Origin of the sequence: Bacteroides muris (ex Fokt et al. 2023) (assembly GCF_024704895.1) — a bacterium.
Taxonomy (GTDB): domain Bacteria; phylum Bacteroidota; class Bacteroidia; order Bacteroidales; family Bacteroidaceae; genus Bacteroides; species Bacteroides muris.
On sequence record NZ_JAMZEE010000062.1, the window covers coordinates 1 to 15382 of the forward strand.

Annotated in this window: 12 protein-coding genes and 1 pseudogene; 5 read left to right on the forward strand and 8 right to left on the reverse strand. The window is 44.0% G+C overall.

Features of this window, described 5'->3' with window-relative positions; all coding sequences use genetic code 11:
• Positions 1 to 181: 181 nt before the first annotated feature.
• Positions 182 to 1066, forward strand: coding sequence for a DNA/RNA non-specific endonuclease (locus M1B78_RS17160; RefSeq protein WP_257941335.1), 885 nt, complete (start codon positions 182 to 184; stop codon positions 1064 to 1066).
• A gap of 127 nt (positions 1067 to 1193) precedes the next feature.
• Here the strand turns inward: M1B78_RS17160 and M1B78_RS17165 are convergent, their stop codons facing one another.
• Entirely contained in the window at positions 1194 to 1967 is a 774-nt protein-coding gene (locus M1B78_RS17165) for a radical SAM protein (RefSeq protein WP_257941336.1), read from the reverse strand.
• 683 nt (positions 1968 to 2650) lie between these two features.
• Between M1B78_RS17165 and M1B78_RS17170 the strand changes: the two genes are divergently transcribed.
• On the forward strand, positions 2651 to 2854 hold the full coding sequence (locus M1B78_RS17170; protein ID WP_136009127.1) for a helix-turn-helix transcriptional regulator: 204 nt from the start codon (positions 2651 to 2653) through the stop codon (positions 2852 to 2854).
• A 79-nt stretch (positions 2855 to 2933) separates the two neighbouring features.
• Here M1B78_RS17170 and M1B78_RS17175 read toward each other — a convergent pair whose 3' ends face one another.
• Positions 2934 to 4979: a helix-hairpin-helix domain-containing protein gene (locus M1B78_RS17175; protein WP_257941337.1), complete on the reverse strand. Its 2046-nt coding sequence runs from the start codon at positions 4977 to 4979 to the stop codon at positions 2934 to 2936.
• Between the two features lie 97 nt (positions 4980 to 5076).
• Here M1B78_RS17175 and M1B78_RS17180 point away from each other — a divergent pair, with 97 nt between their 5' ends.
• On the forward strand, positions 5077 to 5709 hold the full coding sequence (locus M1B78_RS17180) for a DUF4294 domain-containing protein (RefSeq protein WP_257941338.1): 633 nt from the start codon (positions 5077 to 5079) through the stop codon (positions 5707 to 5709).
• Between the two features lie 162 nt (positions 5710 to 5871).
• Here the strand turns inward: M1B78_RS17180 and M1B78_RS17185 are convergent, their stop codons facing one another.
• Complete coding sequence (locus M1B78_RS17185; RefSeq protein ID WP_257931557.1) at positions 5872 to 6834, reverse strand: YitT family protein; 963 nt, start codon at positions 6832 to 6834, stop codon at positions 5872 to 5874.
• A 505-nt stretch (positions 6835 to 7339) separates the two neighbouring features.
• Positions 7340 to 7867, reverse strand: a complete 528-nt coding sequence (locus M1B78_RS17190) for an RNA methyltransferase (RefSeq protein WP_136009123.1) — start codon at positions 7865 to 7867, stop codon at positions 7340 to 7342.
• 563 nt (positions 7868 to 8430) lie between these two features.
• Between M1B78_RS17190 and nadA the strand changes: the two genes are divergently transcribed.
• Positions 8431 to 9369: a quinolinate synthase NadA gene (gene nadA / locus M1B78_RS17195; RefSeq protein ID WP_257941339.1), complete on the forward strand. Its 939-nt coding sequence runs from the start codon at positions 8431 to 8433 to the stop codon at positions 9367 to 9369.
• Between the two features lie 79 nt (positions 9370 to 9448).
• Here the strand turns inward: nadA and M1B78_RS17200 are convergent, their stop codons facing one another.
• From M1B78_RS17200 to leuS, 3 genes are all read right to left on the reverse strand, one after another.
• The gene (locus M1B78_RS17200; protein WP_136009121.1) at positions 9449 to 10027 is read right to left on the reverse strand and encodes a non-canonical purine NTP diphosphatase; all 579 of its coding nucleotides are present in this window, start codon (positions 10025 to 10027) and stop codon (positions 9449 to 9451) included.
• A 39-nt stretch (positions 10028 to 10066) separates the two neighbouring features.
• Positions 10067 to 10969 carry a YitT family protein gene (locus tag M1B78_RS17205; RefSeq protein WP_168354264.1) on the reverse strand — a complete coding sequence of 301 codons (903 nt, stop codon included), beginning with the start codon at positions 10967 to 10969 and terminating at the stop codon, positions 10067 to 10069.
• A 68-nt stretch (positions 10970 to 11037) separates the two neighbouring features.
• Entirely contained in the window at positions 11038 to 13875 is a 2838-nt protein-coding gene (gene leuS, locus M1B78_RS17210; protein ID WP_257941340.1) for a leucine--tRNA ligase, read from the reverse strand.
• Between the two features lie 351 nt (positions 13876 to 14226).
• Between leuS and M1B78_RS17215 the strand changes: the two genes are divergently transcribed.
• Complete coding sequence (locus tag M1B78_RS17215) at positions 14227 to 15111, forward strand: DMT family transporter (RefSeq protein ID WP_257941341.1); 885 nt, start codon at positions 14227 to 14229, stop codon at positions 15109 to 15111.
• A gap of 113 nt (positions 15112 to 15224) precedes the next feature.
• On the opposite strand, the pseudogene M1B78_RS17220 reads toward M1B78_RS17215, so the two are convergent.
• Positions 15225 to 15308 (reverse strand): annotated as a pseudogene (locus M1B78_RS17220) (transposase); the annotation flags it as partial.
• Positions 15309 to 15382: the final 74 nt, after the last annotated feature.

A 15382-nucleotide genomic window follows, 5' to 3' on the forward strand; every position in this document is an offset into this window, starting at 1 on the left:
AAGTATAATTAATTAGATACAAGTAAGTTACATGCGAATATAAGAGCGGGAGATTTTTCTTTTTAGAGGAAAGGTAACGATTATAATCGTAAAAAGCATTTAAAAACATATCTTTGCACTGAAAAAAGAAAGAGCGGAATATAATTCTGATTCAGACAACTTGACACCTCCTAAAAACAATATGGTAAGAAGAAAGAAAAAGAAACAACCCCTAAAAATAAATTATCTACTGATATTTATAGTCTTGGTATGCTTGGTTTACGAACCTATACGACAAACCGTGTATGAAAAACACAGAGAAGAACAAAGTAGCACACAGCATACGTCCGAAAAACAAGATACAAAAAAAGAGGCCACGCCGTTCCATGCTGCCAATGGAACAAAACTGGAAATACCGGCTAAATTGAAACATGCCACCGAACAGATACTGTATCGGAAAGGATACACAGTATCCTACAACAAGGAGTTGAAAATACCCAACTGGGTAGCCTGGGAACTCACTCCCGAGAAGCTGGTGGAGCGTGAAAGCCGCACAGACAAGTTCCTCCCCGACCCCGACTTGCCAGAAGACGAGGCGGTAACCACCGACGATTACAAGGGAGCCGGCATGGACCGCGGACACATGTGTCCTGCCGGTGACAACCGCTGGCACTGGAAAGCCATGCAAGAGAGCTTCTACATGACAAACATTTGCCCGCAGAATCACAATCTGAACCGTGGCGACTGGAAAGAACTGGAAGAGTCATGCCGCCGTTGGGCACAAGAAGAAGGCAGGATATACATCGTATGCGGTCCTATTCTCTATGACCAATGTCACCGCACCATCGGCAAGAAGCACAAGATTACAGTGCCCGAAGCATTTTTCAAGGTCGTTCTGTGTGCAGACAGCAATCCCCCCAAAGCCATCGGCTTCATTTATAAGAATGCGTCGGGCAATCATCCGTTGGACAGCTACGTCAATACAGTGGACGAAGTAGAACGGATTACAGGTATCGACTTCTTCCCCGCCCTTCCGGATGAAATAGAAGAAAAGGTGGAAACCGAGTATGACTTGAAACTGTGGTAAAGGAGTTATTCCTTTACCCAGACATCTTGTTGAAATGTTCTTCGTAACCAGCATCCACTCTTTGCCTATCATTCAGAAGAAGCTCTCGCTTACATCTTTAATTGCTATTGATTTCATTAGCATATTATTAATAAGAAACACTTACCGGTATACCCGTTTCCCGTATCCGTTCCGCAATGCGATCCAGTTCCTCATGAGTGGCCTTCTGCAAATCATGGTCGGGCGTTTCACGGTCGATGGTATAAATCATCACTTGACGGGGAGCAATCTCCTTGACAGCTTCCAGCCAGGGAAGAACAAATTTATCGGATGTATTATTCATATCCTGTCCTTTATAACTTCCTTTGAGAAACATGGTCTGGATAATGCAGTTCCCTTTGAACGCTTTCATTCCTTCTATAATCTTCCGGATGGAATAATGTCCGGCAGGACGGTCAAGTACACGGACATACTCTTCATCCACCGTATCCAGTTTAAGGATGTTGTTGTCAATCTTGTTTAAAGCCTCAAATACGGCAGGACGATGGATAAAGGTAGAATTGCTCAGTACGCTCACCTTTGCATTCGGAAAATACTTGTCGCGCAAGGCAAGTGTATCTTCTATGATTTCGGGAAAACAAGGATGTGCCGTCGGTTCTCCATTACCGGCAAAAGTCAGTACATCCGGTGTAGGCCCGTTTTGCTGCATGTCCCGCAGGCGGGCTTCAAGGGCCGAACGGACTTCTTCGCGCGTAGGCAACGGCTGTTTGGGACGATGGTCGGCATTGAAACCACATTCACAATAAATACAGTCGAAGGTGCATACTTTGCCGTCTGCCGGCAATAAATTTATTCCCAAAGATACTCCCAGACGGCGAGAATGAACGGGACCGAATATGGGAGATGGATAAATGACAGTCATACTATTTATGATTTGACGATTTACGGTTTGATTAATGCTTAAACAATCTTACCGCTCCAAAGTTAAGTGAAAACTATGGTATCTGGCAATGTTCGGCTTGCAAAAGTTTACCCATAAAAGAAAATATTCCCTTTATAAAGCATAGATTTTATGCTATAAAAGTAAACTATACATTACATTTTATATGTTTTACTTGTTTATATGTAAAGCATACATTACATTTACAGACATCTAAATGTATAGTATTATGAGAAAGAACTATTTATTTCCAACCACTTTCAGAAAGATAGGTTGGTGTTTATTTGTCCCATTCGCCATCACGTCCTTCATCTGCCTCTTCGACGGCAGCAATGAAGATTGATTGAAGGTAAACGCGTTGTCAGTAATTCCCTGGGGTATTATCAAGAACTCTTTATTCGACGAGTTGAGTATGATAGGGCTTACGGCTTCACTCTTGTTCATAGCTTTCTCAAAAGAAAAGGTCGAAGATGAATGCATTGCCAATATTCGTTCAAACTCTCTTATCTGGGCTACCATAACAGCGTATTCCCTACTGATAGTATGCACTATGCTGATTTATGAAATGCAATATCTTAATTTTGTATTCATAGACTTGTTTATGATATTGTTTCTGTTCATCATAAAGTACAACATTGAACTTTATAAATTTAGGAGGAGCAACAATGACTAATACAATAAGGGTAGAAAGAGCCATCAAGCATATGACCCAACAGCAATTGGCTGAAGCCATAGGAGTGAGCCGGCAAACCATCAATGCCATAGAATCGGGAAAGTATGTCCCTTCCATCTTGCTGTCATTGAAAATATCAGAGATATTCGGAAAGACTGTAAATGAAATTTCCATGCTGGAAGAAAGTGACAGATAAAGAGAAGGCTCTAAAAAACTGTTTTAATTTTATTTCAGTTTTCTTCTGAGCAACCTGAAAAATAAAATTAAAACAGTTTCTAAAACTTGATACGCAGTTGCATCTGCAAGTCCGCTTTCCTATTTCCCGGTATCTCATCATTGCCCGAACCAATCGTCTGCCTATCCTGATAAACCGTCTGTCCGAACTTGGCAAGAAACATGAAGTTCTTACTCAAATCATATCGCAGATGAGTGGAGTAACGGAATCCTTTGCCATAGAAGGAAGGGGTATAGAAAGTATATAACAATCCACGCTCGGAGGCGTAAACACGCGAATCGTAATCGTCCGTATGAAACCAGGTTCCCTGCACGGAAACCGACAGAGGGAAGGGGAAAGTGTACGAGCAAAGTTGAGTACACTGATAACCTTGCCGTCTATCAAAGCGATACCCTTCCCCATCCTGCTGGCGGAAGTGGTTATAATCTATTGTAGTACGAAAGATATATCTTCCCGCCATATAGGTCAACCGATAACGGAGTTTATGGTGATAGATAGGTTCGATAACTGTACCGCTTGTACCCGTCACGTCTCTTTCTTTCTGTTTGTACCGATAATTAAAATACATCGAAAGGCTCTTTCGAGGAGTATAAGCAACCTGAAACATGGCATCCGCTCCCTTTGAGGGCTTACTTATACGGTATTTCCACCAAGGAAAAGAAAACATATCCAGTGAAGCGAAAAACTTCCAACGGGCGAAAGGTGTGGCCTCTGCTGCCAGATACCATCCGTTCTCATTCTGCAGCATACTGCTTTCGCCAAAGGAATGCCCAAACAAAGTCCAATAATCATATGAATAATACCGGTGAACAAGTAGCAGATGATAATCGGAAGAAAGATTATACTTCAGCCGGTTCAGCAACGCATAGCCTTTACTGCCGGTTGCCGCTTCCCCTACCCAGACAAAACGGCCCAGACGATACCTATAATCCATGCCCACGTTATAGAAATCACTTCCATGAAGATTGTACTTTGCATACTTGTTCAACCGAGGCTCGTAAGGACGGTTGAAAAAATAATAAATCCCCGTTACTCCCACCTTCAGAGAATTCTTTTCATAGGTCATGTTTCCACCTATTACCTGCAAGGCAAAGGCATTCATCTTATCTGCCTCCTTCTGCGTGCGATGCAATCCCGTCTTGTAAATGGAAGTTATCTCGCCATCCTCCACCACACCGTCCATGGAGCGATGCGAATAGAAAGCCGAAATATCCAAGTAAGGCAATACTCCCACCGTTGCCGCCGCTCCCCGGAAATAATTGTACTCATCAGTAGAACTATGCTTACGGATGCCTCCGGTACGATATTCTGCCGTAGACATAGAGAATGTTTTTCCTAAACGGAAATCCGTACTGAGTACCAGTCCCTGCCCGAAGCTCAGACGGTAATTGCCCAATGCCAAAGCCTTCAGCCTTCCCAGATTCTTTATCAGAAAATAGAAAGAATAGTAATCATAGCCTTTTCCGTTGTGCAGGGCAAAGAAAGGTTCTCCGGCATCCTTCTCTCCCGTCATGCCTATCTGAAGATAATCTCCGTAATGAAAACCATAGCGCAAAGAATGGTAAGGGGAAGGTCCCAGGTAATTCTTTTCGTATCCTTTACGGATATAGAACGGCACGTCCAACCGTGCCAATGTTTCGTGTTTCCCGTATTTCAGTATAGATTTTAAAGCAGGATACCCCCTACCCGCTTTCACTGCCCGCACACAGACAAAGGGCAGCAGTAGGTCGATGGTACGTTTATCCATCTCCTCCACCAGCTGCAATTCATAAATGGTCTGCATCTGTCCGTGTATATAGACATAAGCCAGAAGATTCTCTATCTGTATATCCGTAAGAAAAGGAAACTGCTCCAATTGCCGTTTAGTGGCGGCATTGAGGTTGACAGGCTCTTGCAGACGTCGAGACAACTCCTCCAATTCATCTTCCCAACCGTATTCTTCCTCATTCCCGATGGAAAGTTGTTCCAGATTTTCTTCCAAAAGAAGCAAAGGCTGTTCTTTCTGAAGGCCGGATGTATTTTGAGCTTCAAGCATAGGAGTCATTGACAGCATACTTACAAAAACTCCTATCTTGAGTAATTCCATTAATAGTAGGTCATTTTCATGTTTTGGGAAGCGAAGTTACCTTAAATAAGTTAATTGAGCAAGGAAAAATCAACATAATGCAACAACATTACACAGAATGGTGTACTTTTGCAACATGAACGCAAGGCTTAACATAGTAATACTCATCATGTTTCTTTCTCTCGGAAGCCTGAAATGCTTTGCGCAGCAACAACCTCGGCCTGCTGCACAAAAGAGTGTCTATCTTACTCCCATGTGCGTTCACGAAGGAGATACCATCCCTTATGTCAAGCTCCCCACTGTCTACATCTTCAAGCCGCTCAGGTTCAAGAACAAGCGCGACATGAACAAGTACTACAAACTCATCCGTGACGTAAAGAAGGTACTTCCCATTTCCAAGGAGATTAACCGTGCCATCATCGAAACCTACGAATACATGATGACCCTGCCCACCGAAAAAGCCCGCCAGAAACACATGAAAGCAGTAGAGAAAAGCTTGAAGGAGCAGTACACTCCCCGCATGAAGAAGCTGACCTTTGCCCAGGGCAAACTGTTGATAAAACTGGTAGACCGACAGACCCACTCCACCGGATATGAACTGGTGAAAGCATTCATGGGCTCTTTCAAAGCCGGGTTCTACCAGGCTTTCGCCGCACTCTTCGGCGCCAGCCTGAAAAAGCAATACGACCCCATGGGAGAGGATGCACTGACCGAACGGGTGATACTGATGGTGGAAAGCGGGCAGCTTTGATAATCTCTGATAACCCAAGCCGTGACTCTTAGAAAAGAGCTCATCTGAATCTCATACATGTTGACAACATTGTTACAAATGTAAAGAAACAAAATATAACACGTTGATTTACAAAGAAAACAATTGTTGATAACAGAATGAACCAATTGTTGATTACTCCGCTTATTCGGGTTGCACCTCCCCTACCATCGGAAGTTCTTTCCATCCTTCGCCAAAGGCATCGTACGCATCGGTAACCACCACAAAAGACTTAGGATCCACTTCCCTTATCTTCTGCTTGATGCCTATCACTTCCTTATAGCTTACCACAAGAAACAACATTTGCTTGTCCGCCTTGGTATAAAGACCGCTGCTCTTGATGCAAGTGGCCGTACGGTCCAAATCCTTCAGAATATAATCGTGCAAGGCAGTAAGCTGCATGTCACTGATCACAAACAGTATCTTGTCGTTCTTCTCGCCGTTTATCACGTATGCCAATACCCTCGAAGTAACAAAAATGGCAATGAGCGAATAAAAAGACAAGTGCCACGAGGGTTGCGTGGCGTCATCCGGATTGCCGATGCCGAAACCGATAACCAGCAGTCCGAAACCCACCACAATGCCATCTACCAGCAATATCGCCTTCGAAAAACGTATATGACAGTATTTCTGCAATATCATCGCCACGATGTCCGTGCCCCCTGTAGTAGCCTGGCTACGCACTACGATGCCACAGCCCACCCCAATGACCACCGCACCAATCACGGAAGTCAACATCAAATGGTCTGACATATCCAGACTTCCGCCCAACAACTGCGTAGGGTCCAACCGGTGGAGCGCTTCCTCGGAAGGATAGGAGAGGAAAGACAGCACATTCATGGCAAGCGGGGTGAAAAGTGCCGCCACGATGGTACGTGCTCCAAGTTTCGCTCCCAATACCAATACGGAAATTATCAGCAAAGGAATATCAAACATATAACCGAACGTACCTACCTGAACGGAAGGAAACAAGTTATGAAGCACGATACTGGCCCCATACACCCCGCCGGGAACAAGATTGTAAGGATTGATAAAATACACGAAACCTGCCGCCAGAATAGTACAACCTACAAAGATGCCTATCCATGAAGATATTATCTTTTTCATACTGGTATGATTTTTATATATATACGGCAAATATACAAAATTATAGGAAAACATCAGGTATATGCCGTAAGATAAATTACAGAACAGACGTGGCTCTTTCGTTCATCTAAGGGAGTTAAAGGGAGTAGAAGAAGTTATCGCCCTTCGGGCTCAAGAGTTAAAGGTCGATAGCTTAACATCTGCTTCCTTGCCGGAAGCGTTATGAACAGGATTCAACTACTGATTCGCATAAATAATAAAAAGACAGTAACCCTTCTTCCGGATTATTTTGCAATCTGTTGAAAATATTGTTGGTAACAGGAAAATACATCACAACAAACAACTGATTATCAATAAATAAATACTGTTAATAACCAAATAAACCGTTGTTCATTCTCTTTCCCGTTTCCACCTAATTATTCCATCCATGGATGGAATAAACACGATATATTGACAGCTTATCAACAAGCTTGTTAATACTGCTGATCATGCCATTCCGTTATATTATACATAAAGAAAACAGGGCTTATCTCAGTTTCTTGAATAAGTCCCAGATGACAATACCTGCCGTGACCGATACATTCAGCGAATGCTTCGTACCGTACTGGGGAATTTCAATGCAACCGTGCGAATGGTCAATCACCTCTTGTTGGACGCCCTTCACTTCGTTTCCCATTACCACGGCATACTTTTCAGTCTTGTCAAGCACCAGTTCGTCCAACATCACGCTGCCTTCTGCCTGCTCCACGGAATAGACCGTGTATCCTTCGGACTTAAGGTTGTCAACAGCTTCAACAGTGTTATCAACATACTTCCAATCTACTGTGAATTCCGCTCCCAAGGCAGTTTTGTGCATCTCCGGATGGGGCGGGGTAGCCGTAATGCCACAAAGATAGATGCACTCAATGCGGAAAGCATCCGAGGTACGGAAGACGGAACCTATATTATGGAGACTGCGGATATTATCCAATACCACCACCAAAGGTAGCTTTTCGGCTTCCTTAAATTCTTCTATGCTGATACGATTCAGTTCCATTATCTTCAGTTTACGCATGACGATGTTATTTAATACATTATTATACAATAATTTATATGCTATCTGACAAACACTGGACTTTGTCACGTCAGACACCAGTGTCTGTCAAACAGGACAATATCCCTTGTTTCCATTGATACTGCAAAGATACTTTTTTCCGTTTATATCCCAGTTAATAACCGTTGAAAAGGTGTCGATACAACAGGGAAACAATTTTAAAAATAATCCTTGCATTATTCAAAGGTCTGCATATCACGATACCGCAACGAACAAACCAAAAAAGTTAAGAAGAACTTTCAAGGGTTGCTTCAACATATTTTTCAGTCCGATTTCATCGATTTATAACCCTAAAGTTATTAACTTTGCATATTATTAACAACATGTTAATGCTGTTTTACAGAAGTCTTATTATCAACGGATAAAACTCAAAACTCCGGTTTATAAGCATAAGGGTAAAATTCGGCTTGATACTAATAACTTCATGGGCAAGAAAAATCACATTTATTTGTCCACACTATTAACAGCCTATCATCACTATCAAAAGATTTTAAAAGAAGAAAGAGAAATTAAAAAATATGATTATGGATAATCTTATAGAAGCTATCAGACAGCTGAAGCAGAAGAAGAACGCAGTTATTCTGGGACACTACTACCAGAAAGGTGAGATACAGGATATAGCCGATTACGTGGGCGACAGCTTGGCTCTGGCACAATGGGCGGCACGGACGGAAGCGGACATTATCGTGATGTGCGGTGTGCACTTCATGGGAGAAACGGCAAAGGTGCTTTGTCCCGACAAGAAGGTACTGGTGCCCGACATGGCGGCAGGCTGTTCGTTGGCAGACAGTTGTCCGGCAGACAAATTCAGTCAGTTTGTCAAAGAGCATCCCGGATATACGGTGATATCCTATGTGAACACAACGGCTGCCGTAAAGGCGGTGACCGATGTGGTGGTAACTTCTACCAATGCAAAGCAAATCGTGGAAAGCTTCCCCAAAGATGAGAAAATAATCTTTGGACCGGACCGGAACTTGGGCAATTATATCAACTCCGTTACCGGAAGAAATATGTTATTATGGAATGGCGCATGCCATGTACACGAGGAATTCTCGGTTGAAAAGATTGTTGAAATAAAACAGCAACATCCCGATGCGGTGGTACTGGCACATCCCGAATGCAAGAGTACGGTCTTGAAACTGGCTGATGTGGTAGGATCTACGGCAGCTTTGTTGAAGTATGCAGTGGCGCATCCCGAAAAGAACTATATCGTGGCCACCGAAAGCGGTATCTTGCACGAGATGCGGAAACAATGCCCGCAGACAACGTTTATTCCGGCTCCTCCCAACGACAGCACTTGCGCCTGCAATGAATGCGGCTACATGCGACTGAATACATTGGAAAAGCTTTATGATTGCTTGAAAAACGAATCACCGGAAATAAAGGTGGATGCCGAGATTGCAGAAAAAGCAGTGAAACCGATTAAGAGGATGTTGGAAATATCGGCTCAACTGGGGTTGTAATCCTCCGTCATCTTATAACACCGGTACTCCCCCCGATTCTCCTTCTGGGAGGAGGAGAATCGGGGGGAGTACTTTGGCTTTATTTCATCAGGAACCTGCAAAGTTTAGCGGTGGCCAATGCCCGGTGACTGATTTTATTCTTCAGTTCATTCCCCATTTCGGCAAAAGTCTGCGTATATCCTTCGGGAATGAATATGGGATCGTAACCGAAGCCTGAAGTGCCTTTTTTGTTTTCTGCGATTTCTCCTTTCACAATGCCCTCAAACAGATGTTCCTTTCCGTCGATGATAAGTGCAAATACGGTACGGAATTGCGCTTTCCGGTTATTGATGCCCTCCATGTCTTTCAGCAATTTCTTCATGTTTGCTTCCGAATCGTGTGCATCGCCAGCATAACGGGCGGAATATACACCCGGTGCCCCGCCAAGGGCCTCCACTTCCAAGCCGGTATCATCGGCAAAACAGTCCAGATGATAGTTATCGAAAATATATCTTGCTTTTAGCAAAGCATTTCCTTCAAGAGTGTCTGCAGTTTCCGGAATGTCAGTATCACATTTGATATCCTTCATGCTGAGAAGTTCGACCTTCTCTCCCAGGATGTCGGTCACTTCTTCCAGTTTGTGTGAATTGTTGGTGGCAAATACAAATTTCTTTCTCATATCATGTTCTCCTCATACCTGTGTGGCCTATACAAGTCTCTATTTCACTTTCAACCGGTCGAACCCTTCTCCGTATACCCCGATGACGGAGCTTTGTGAGATGAAAGCGTTCGGGTCTATGTCTTTCACCAGCCTGAATATTTCTATCGATTGGCGTTTGTAGGCAAGGACAACGAGTACCTTCACGTTGTGCTTACTGTACCAGCCGGTACCGTCGAGCACTGTTACACCACGATGGGTTTCCTTGGTGATGCGGTCGGCAATCTTGTCGTATTCTTTGGAGAAGATGAAGAATTGCACGGACTGTCGTGCGCTGTTTATGATGTAGTCCAGTACAAAACCTATGATAAACAGGGTTACAAAACCGAATATCACCCGTCGCCAGTCGTGGAAGATGAAATAGCAGGAACTGATGATGACAACGTCGCAAGCCATAATCATGCGTCCCAGCGTCACGTCCTTGTATTTGTTGATAATGGCGGCAATGATGTCCGTGCCTCCCGTACTTCCGTTGTTGTTGAATACTACTCCCAATCCTGTACCGCACATGGCCGCACCTATCAGGCAAGCCATGAAGTCCTGCCCTTCGCCCAGAAGCTGGGGGAGTGTTCCGTCGGCCCCTTTCATCAGTTCCTGAAAAATCCAAAGGAGAAATGTCAGTCCGAAGATGGCAAACGTGGTGCGGATGCTGAATCGGGGACCGAGTATCTTGATGGCAAATGTCATTAACACGGCATTAATGATGAAGTAGGACCACTGGATGGGAAATCCCGTGGCGTAGTACAGGATGGCGCTGATACCGGTAGTGCCTCCGGTGGTAATTTGGTAGGGAAGCAGAAACGCCACCCATCCCAAGGCATAGCTGATGAGTCCGAAAGTAATGAAGACATAATCCTTCACTTCTCTCATCACTTCCGCTTTGGTTGGCTTTGTAATCTTCATATTGATTAAAGTTACAGGTACGGATGATGAGTGATGAGTCATAGGTTCACTCATCATCCATTATTCATTTATTTTACAACGATGTTTACAATCTTCTTCGGCACTACGATTACCTTGACGATGGTCTTGCCTTCCATCCATTTTTCAGAGCGTTCGTCGGCCAATACGGCAGTCTGTATCGCATCCGATGCCGCATCTGCGGGGAACTCCATGTTGAACCGTGCCTTTCCGTTGAAGGAAACTGTGTAGTTGACCGTATTTTCCACCAAGTATTCTTCGTTGTATACCGCCCACTTGGCATCGCATATGGATCCTGCATTGCCCAGTGTCTCCCACAACTCTTCGCATACATGCGGAGCAAAGGGAGCCAGAACGATGATGAACTGGTTCAGGATTTCCTTCTTGCTGCATTTCATTCCGAACAACTCGTTCACGCAAATCATGAAAGCACTGATACTTGTGTTGTAAGAGAATTGCTCGATGTCTCCCGTCACTTTCTTGATTAGTTTATGGAGGGATTTCAATTCTTCCTTGGTGGCAGGTTCATCCGTTACCAGATAATTGCCGTTGCGGTCGTAGAACAATGACCAGAACTTCTTGATGAAGCGGTGTACACCGTCTATTCCGTTCGTATCCCACGGCTTTGATTGTTCTACCGGTCCCAGGAACATTTCGTACATACGGAGAGTGTCGGCACCGTATTTTTCGACAATCATGTCGGGATTGACCACATTGAACATGGATTTACTCATCTTCTCCACAGCCCATCCGCAGATGTACTTGCCGTCTTCCAGAATAAACTCGGCGGTTTCGTATTCGGGACGCCATGCTTTGAAAGCTTCAAGGTTCAGGACATCATTGGACACGATATTCACATCCACATGGAGTGGGGTAGTGTCGTACTGGTCTTTCAGGTTCAGGGATACGAATGTATTGGTATCTTTGATGCGATAGACAAAATTGCTCCGTCCTTGAATCATACCTTGGTTCACCAGCTTTTGGAACGGTTCTTCGGCTATGGAAAAGCCAAGGTCGTGCAGGAATTTATTCCAGAAGCGGGAGTATATCAAGTGGCCGGTGGCATGTTCGGTGCCGCCTACGTAAAGGTCTACATTGTGCCAGTATTCATCTGTTTTCTTATCTACAATTGCCTGGTTGTTGTGCGGGTCCATGTAACGCAGATAATAGGCGCTTGAACCGGCAAATCCGGGCATAGTATTGAGTTCCAGCGGGAAGACGGTGATATTGTCTATCTTTTCGTTTTCTACAACACATTTGTTCACAGTGTCCCAAGCCCATTTTGTGGCATGTCCCAACGGCGGTTCACCGGTTTCGGTAGGCAGGAATTTGGCTACTTCGGGCAGTTCCAAGGGCAGGGCGCTCTCGTCAATCATGTAAGGCATGTTGTCCTTGTAGTAAACCGGGAACGGTTCGCCCCAATAGCGCTGGCGTGAGAAAATGGCATCGCGCAGACGGAAGTTCACCTTTACACGTCCCAGGTTGTGCTCTTTCACGTATTTCTTGGTAGCGGCAATCGCTTCCTTGATGGTCAGTCCGTTCAATGAAAGGTCGCAATAGGGAGTAACGTCTTCGCGTGGAGAGTTGCATACGATACCTTCCTTGGCATCGAAGCTCTCTTCGCTTACATCACAACCTTCTACCAGCGGGCGGATTTCGAGGCCGAAGTGCTTGGCAAAAGCATAGTCACGGCTGTCGTGTGCAGGCACGGCCATGATGGCTCCTGTGCCATATCCGGCAAGTACATAGTCGCTTATCCAAATAGGAACAGCCTCACCAGTGAAGGGATTGAGGGCATAGCTTCCGGAAAACACGCCGGTAACGCTGCGGTCGGCAATACGTTCACGTTCGGTACGCTTCTTGGTGCGTTCCAGATAAGCATTTACTTCGTCTTTCTGTGCATCGGTCGTGAGTTGCGATACCAGTTCGCTTTCGGGAGCCAAAACCATGAAGGTAACGCCGAACATAGTGTCTGCACGGGTGGTGAAGATAGTGAATTCCAGGTCGCTGTCTTTCACTTTGAATTGTATCTCCGCACCTTCACTGCGTCCTATCCAGTTTTTCTGTGTTTCCTTCAGGGATTCAGTCCAGTCAATGGTATCGAGTCCGTCCAGCAAGCGTTGTGCATAGGCAGATACACGAAGGCACCATTGGCGCATCTTTTTCTGGACAACGGGGAAACCACCGCGTTCGCTGACACCGTCCACCACTTCGTCGTTGGCAAGTACGGTTCCCAGCTGCGGGCACCAGTTCACCATTGTTTCACCCAAGTAGGCGATGCGGTAGTTCATCAAGATTTCCTGCTGTTCCTTTTCGCTTTTGGCATTCCACTCTTCGGCAGTGAAGTGCAGTTCTTCGCTGCATGCGGCGTTCAGTCCTTCGTTTCCGTATATCGGGAAAGCATCTATCAGTTCTTGGATGGGACGGGCTTGCTTTTGGTCGTTGCAGTAGTAGCTGTTGAACATCTTTTGGAAAGCCCATTGTGTCCAGTGGTAATATTCCGGGTCGCAAGTACGGATTTCCCGGTTCCAGTCGAAGGAAAATCCTATCTTATCCAACTGTTCACGGTATCGGTTGATATTGTTGACGGTCGTAATTGCAGGGTGCTGTCCCGTTTGTATGGCATATTGTTCTGCTGGAAGACCGTAAGCATCATATCCCATGGGATTCAGTACATTGAAACCTTGCAGTCGTTTGTAGCGGGCGTAAATATCTGAAGCGATGTATCCTAGCGGATGACCTACATGCAATCCTGCACCGGAAGGGTAGGGGAACATGTTCAGTACATAGAATTTTTTCTTCGTTTCGTCTTCCGTCACTTGGTAGGTTTTGTTTTCCACCCACCTTTTCTGCCATTTCTTTTCAATTTCCCTGAAATTGTATTCCATAGTGGTACTAATTAATATTTTGTTGAAAACATTGTTTATTCAATGGTTAAAACCGGTTAGTATCCGGTTGATATCGGTGCAAAGTTACGGGTTTATTTTCAGATTTGTAGCGAAGTAACATAAAAAACAATGGCAAAGGCTTGATAATTCACTTTTTATTGCCTAGATTTGTGATGTGCTTTTAAAACTAATTTTTCATTTATAATACAAACAGTAACTAAATTAATTCAATAGGATATTTTCTAAAAGATTTTTAGGATATAGCGAAGGATGAAGTCTGGGAAGATTTCATCCTTTGCGTTATTGTGTTGAAGAAGAAAGTCGTATCTTTGCGCGACTTATCGGAAGTGTATGAACGCAATGAAAAATTATACTTATCATCTTGTCGCCGTCCTTACGGTAGGTATTTGGGGGCTGACCTTTATTTCAACGAAAGTATTGATTGGACATGGCCTTTCCCCGCAAGAAATATTCTTCCTTCGTTTCCTGATAGCTTATCTGGGCATCTGGTTTATTTCTCCACGAAAACTGTTTGCTGATAATTGGAAAGATGAATTTTGGTTGTTTTTAGGAGGTATAGCAGGCGGTTCATTTTACTTTTTTACGGAAAATACAGCTTTAGAGATTACATTGGCTACGAATGTGGCATTTATTGTCTGTACGGCACCGTTGCTCACGACCATTCTTTCTTTGTGGATTTACAAGAAGGAAAAGGTTACCCGTGGATTGATGGCTGGTTCTTTGCTGGCGTTGGTTGGTGTGGCATTGGTGGTTTATAATGGTAGTTTTGTATTGAAGATTTCTCCTTTAGGTGATTTCCTTACTTTGCTTGCAGCTTTTTCCTGGGCATTCTATAGCTTAATAATGAGGAAAATGTCCAACCGTTATGGTATAACTTTCATTACCCGTAAGATATTTTTTTATGGAGTATTGACTATTCTTCCTGCATTTCTGATTCATCCCTGGCAGTTCGACATTATTAGGCTTTTAGAACCGGCTATTCTGTTCAATCTGCTTTTTCTTGGTGTGTTGGCTTCCTTAATCTGCTTTGTAGTCTGGAATGTAATATTGAAACAATTAGGAACAATAAGAGCTTCCAACTATATTTATTTGAATCCTCTCTTCACTCTGGTAGGTTCTGCTTTTCTGCTTGGCGAACAGCTTACTATAGTTGCTTTGATGGGGGCGGTGCTGATATTGGGGGGAGTTTATTGGGCAGGAAAGATAATGAAATAGGGTTTCATTAACTTATGGACAACTGATAGATAAGTATTTAAAATAATAAAAGACGTCACCCTATATTAAAAGTAATGTTTTTTTAATGTATTACTCCCATCTAATATGAAGTGTACTTCTTTTTCCAATTCCACAAAATGGTTGTACGATACATGGTGGGGGAAAAGATGTGTCAAATGCTTGCACACATATCCCTTTTAACGTGAGTTCGGGATAAGGAACGCCATGAAACAGTTGAATCGGCAGCTTGAAAAAGTTGCCGATTCTTTTG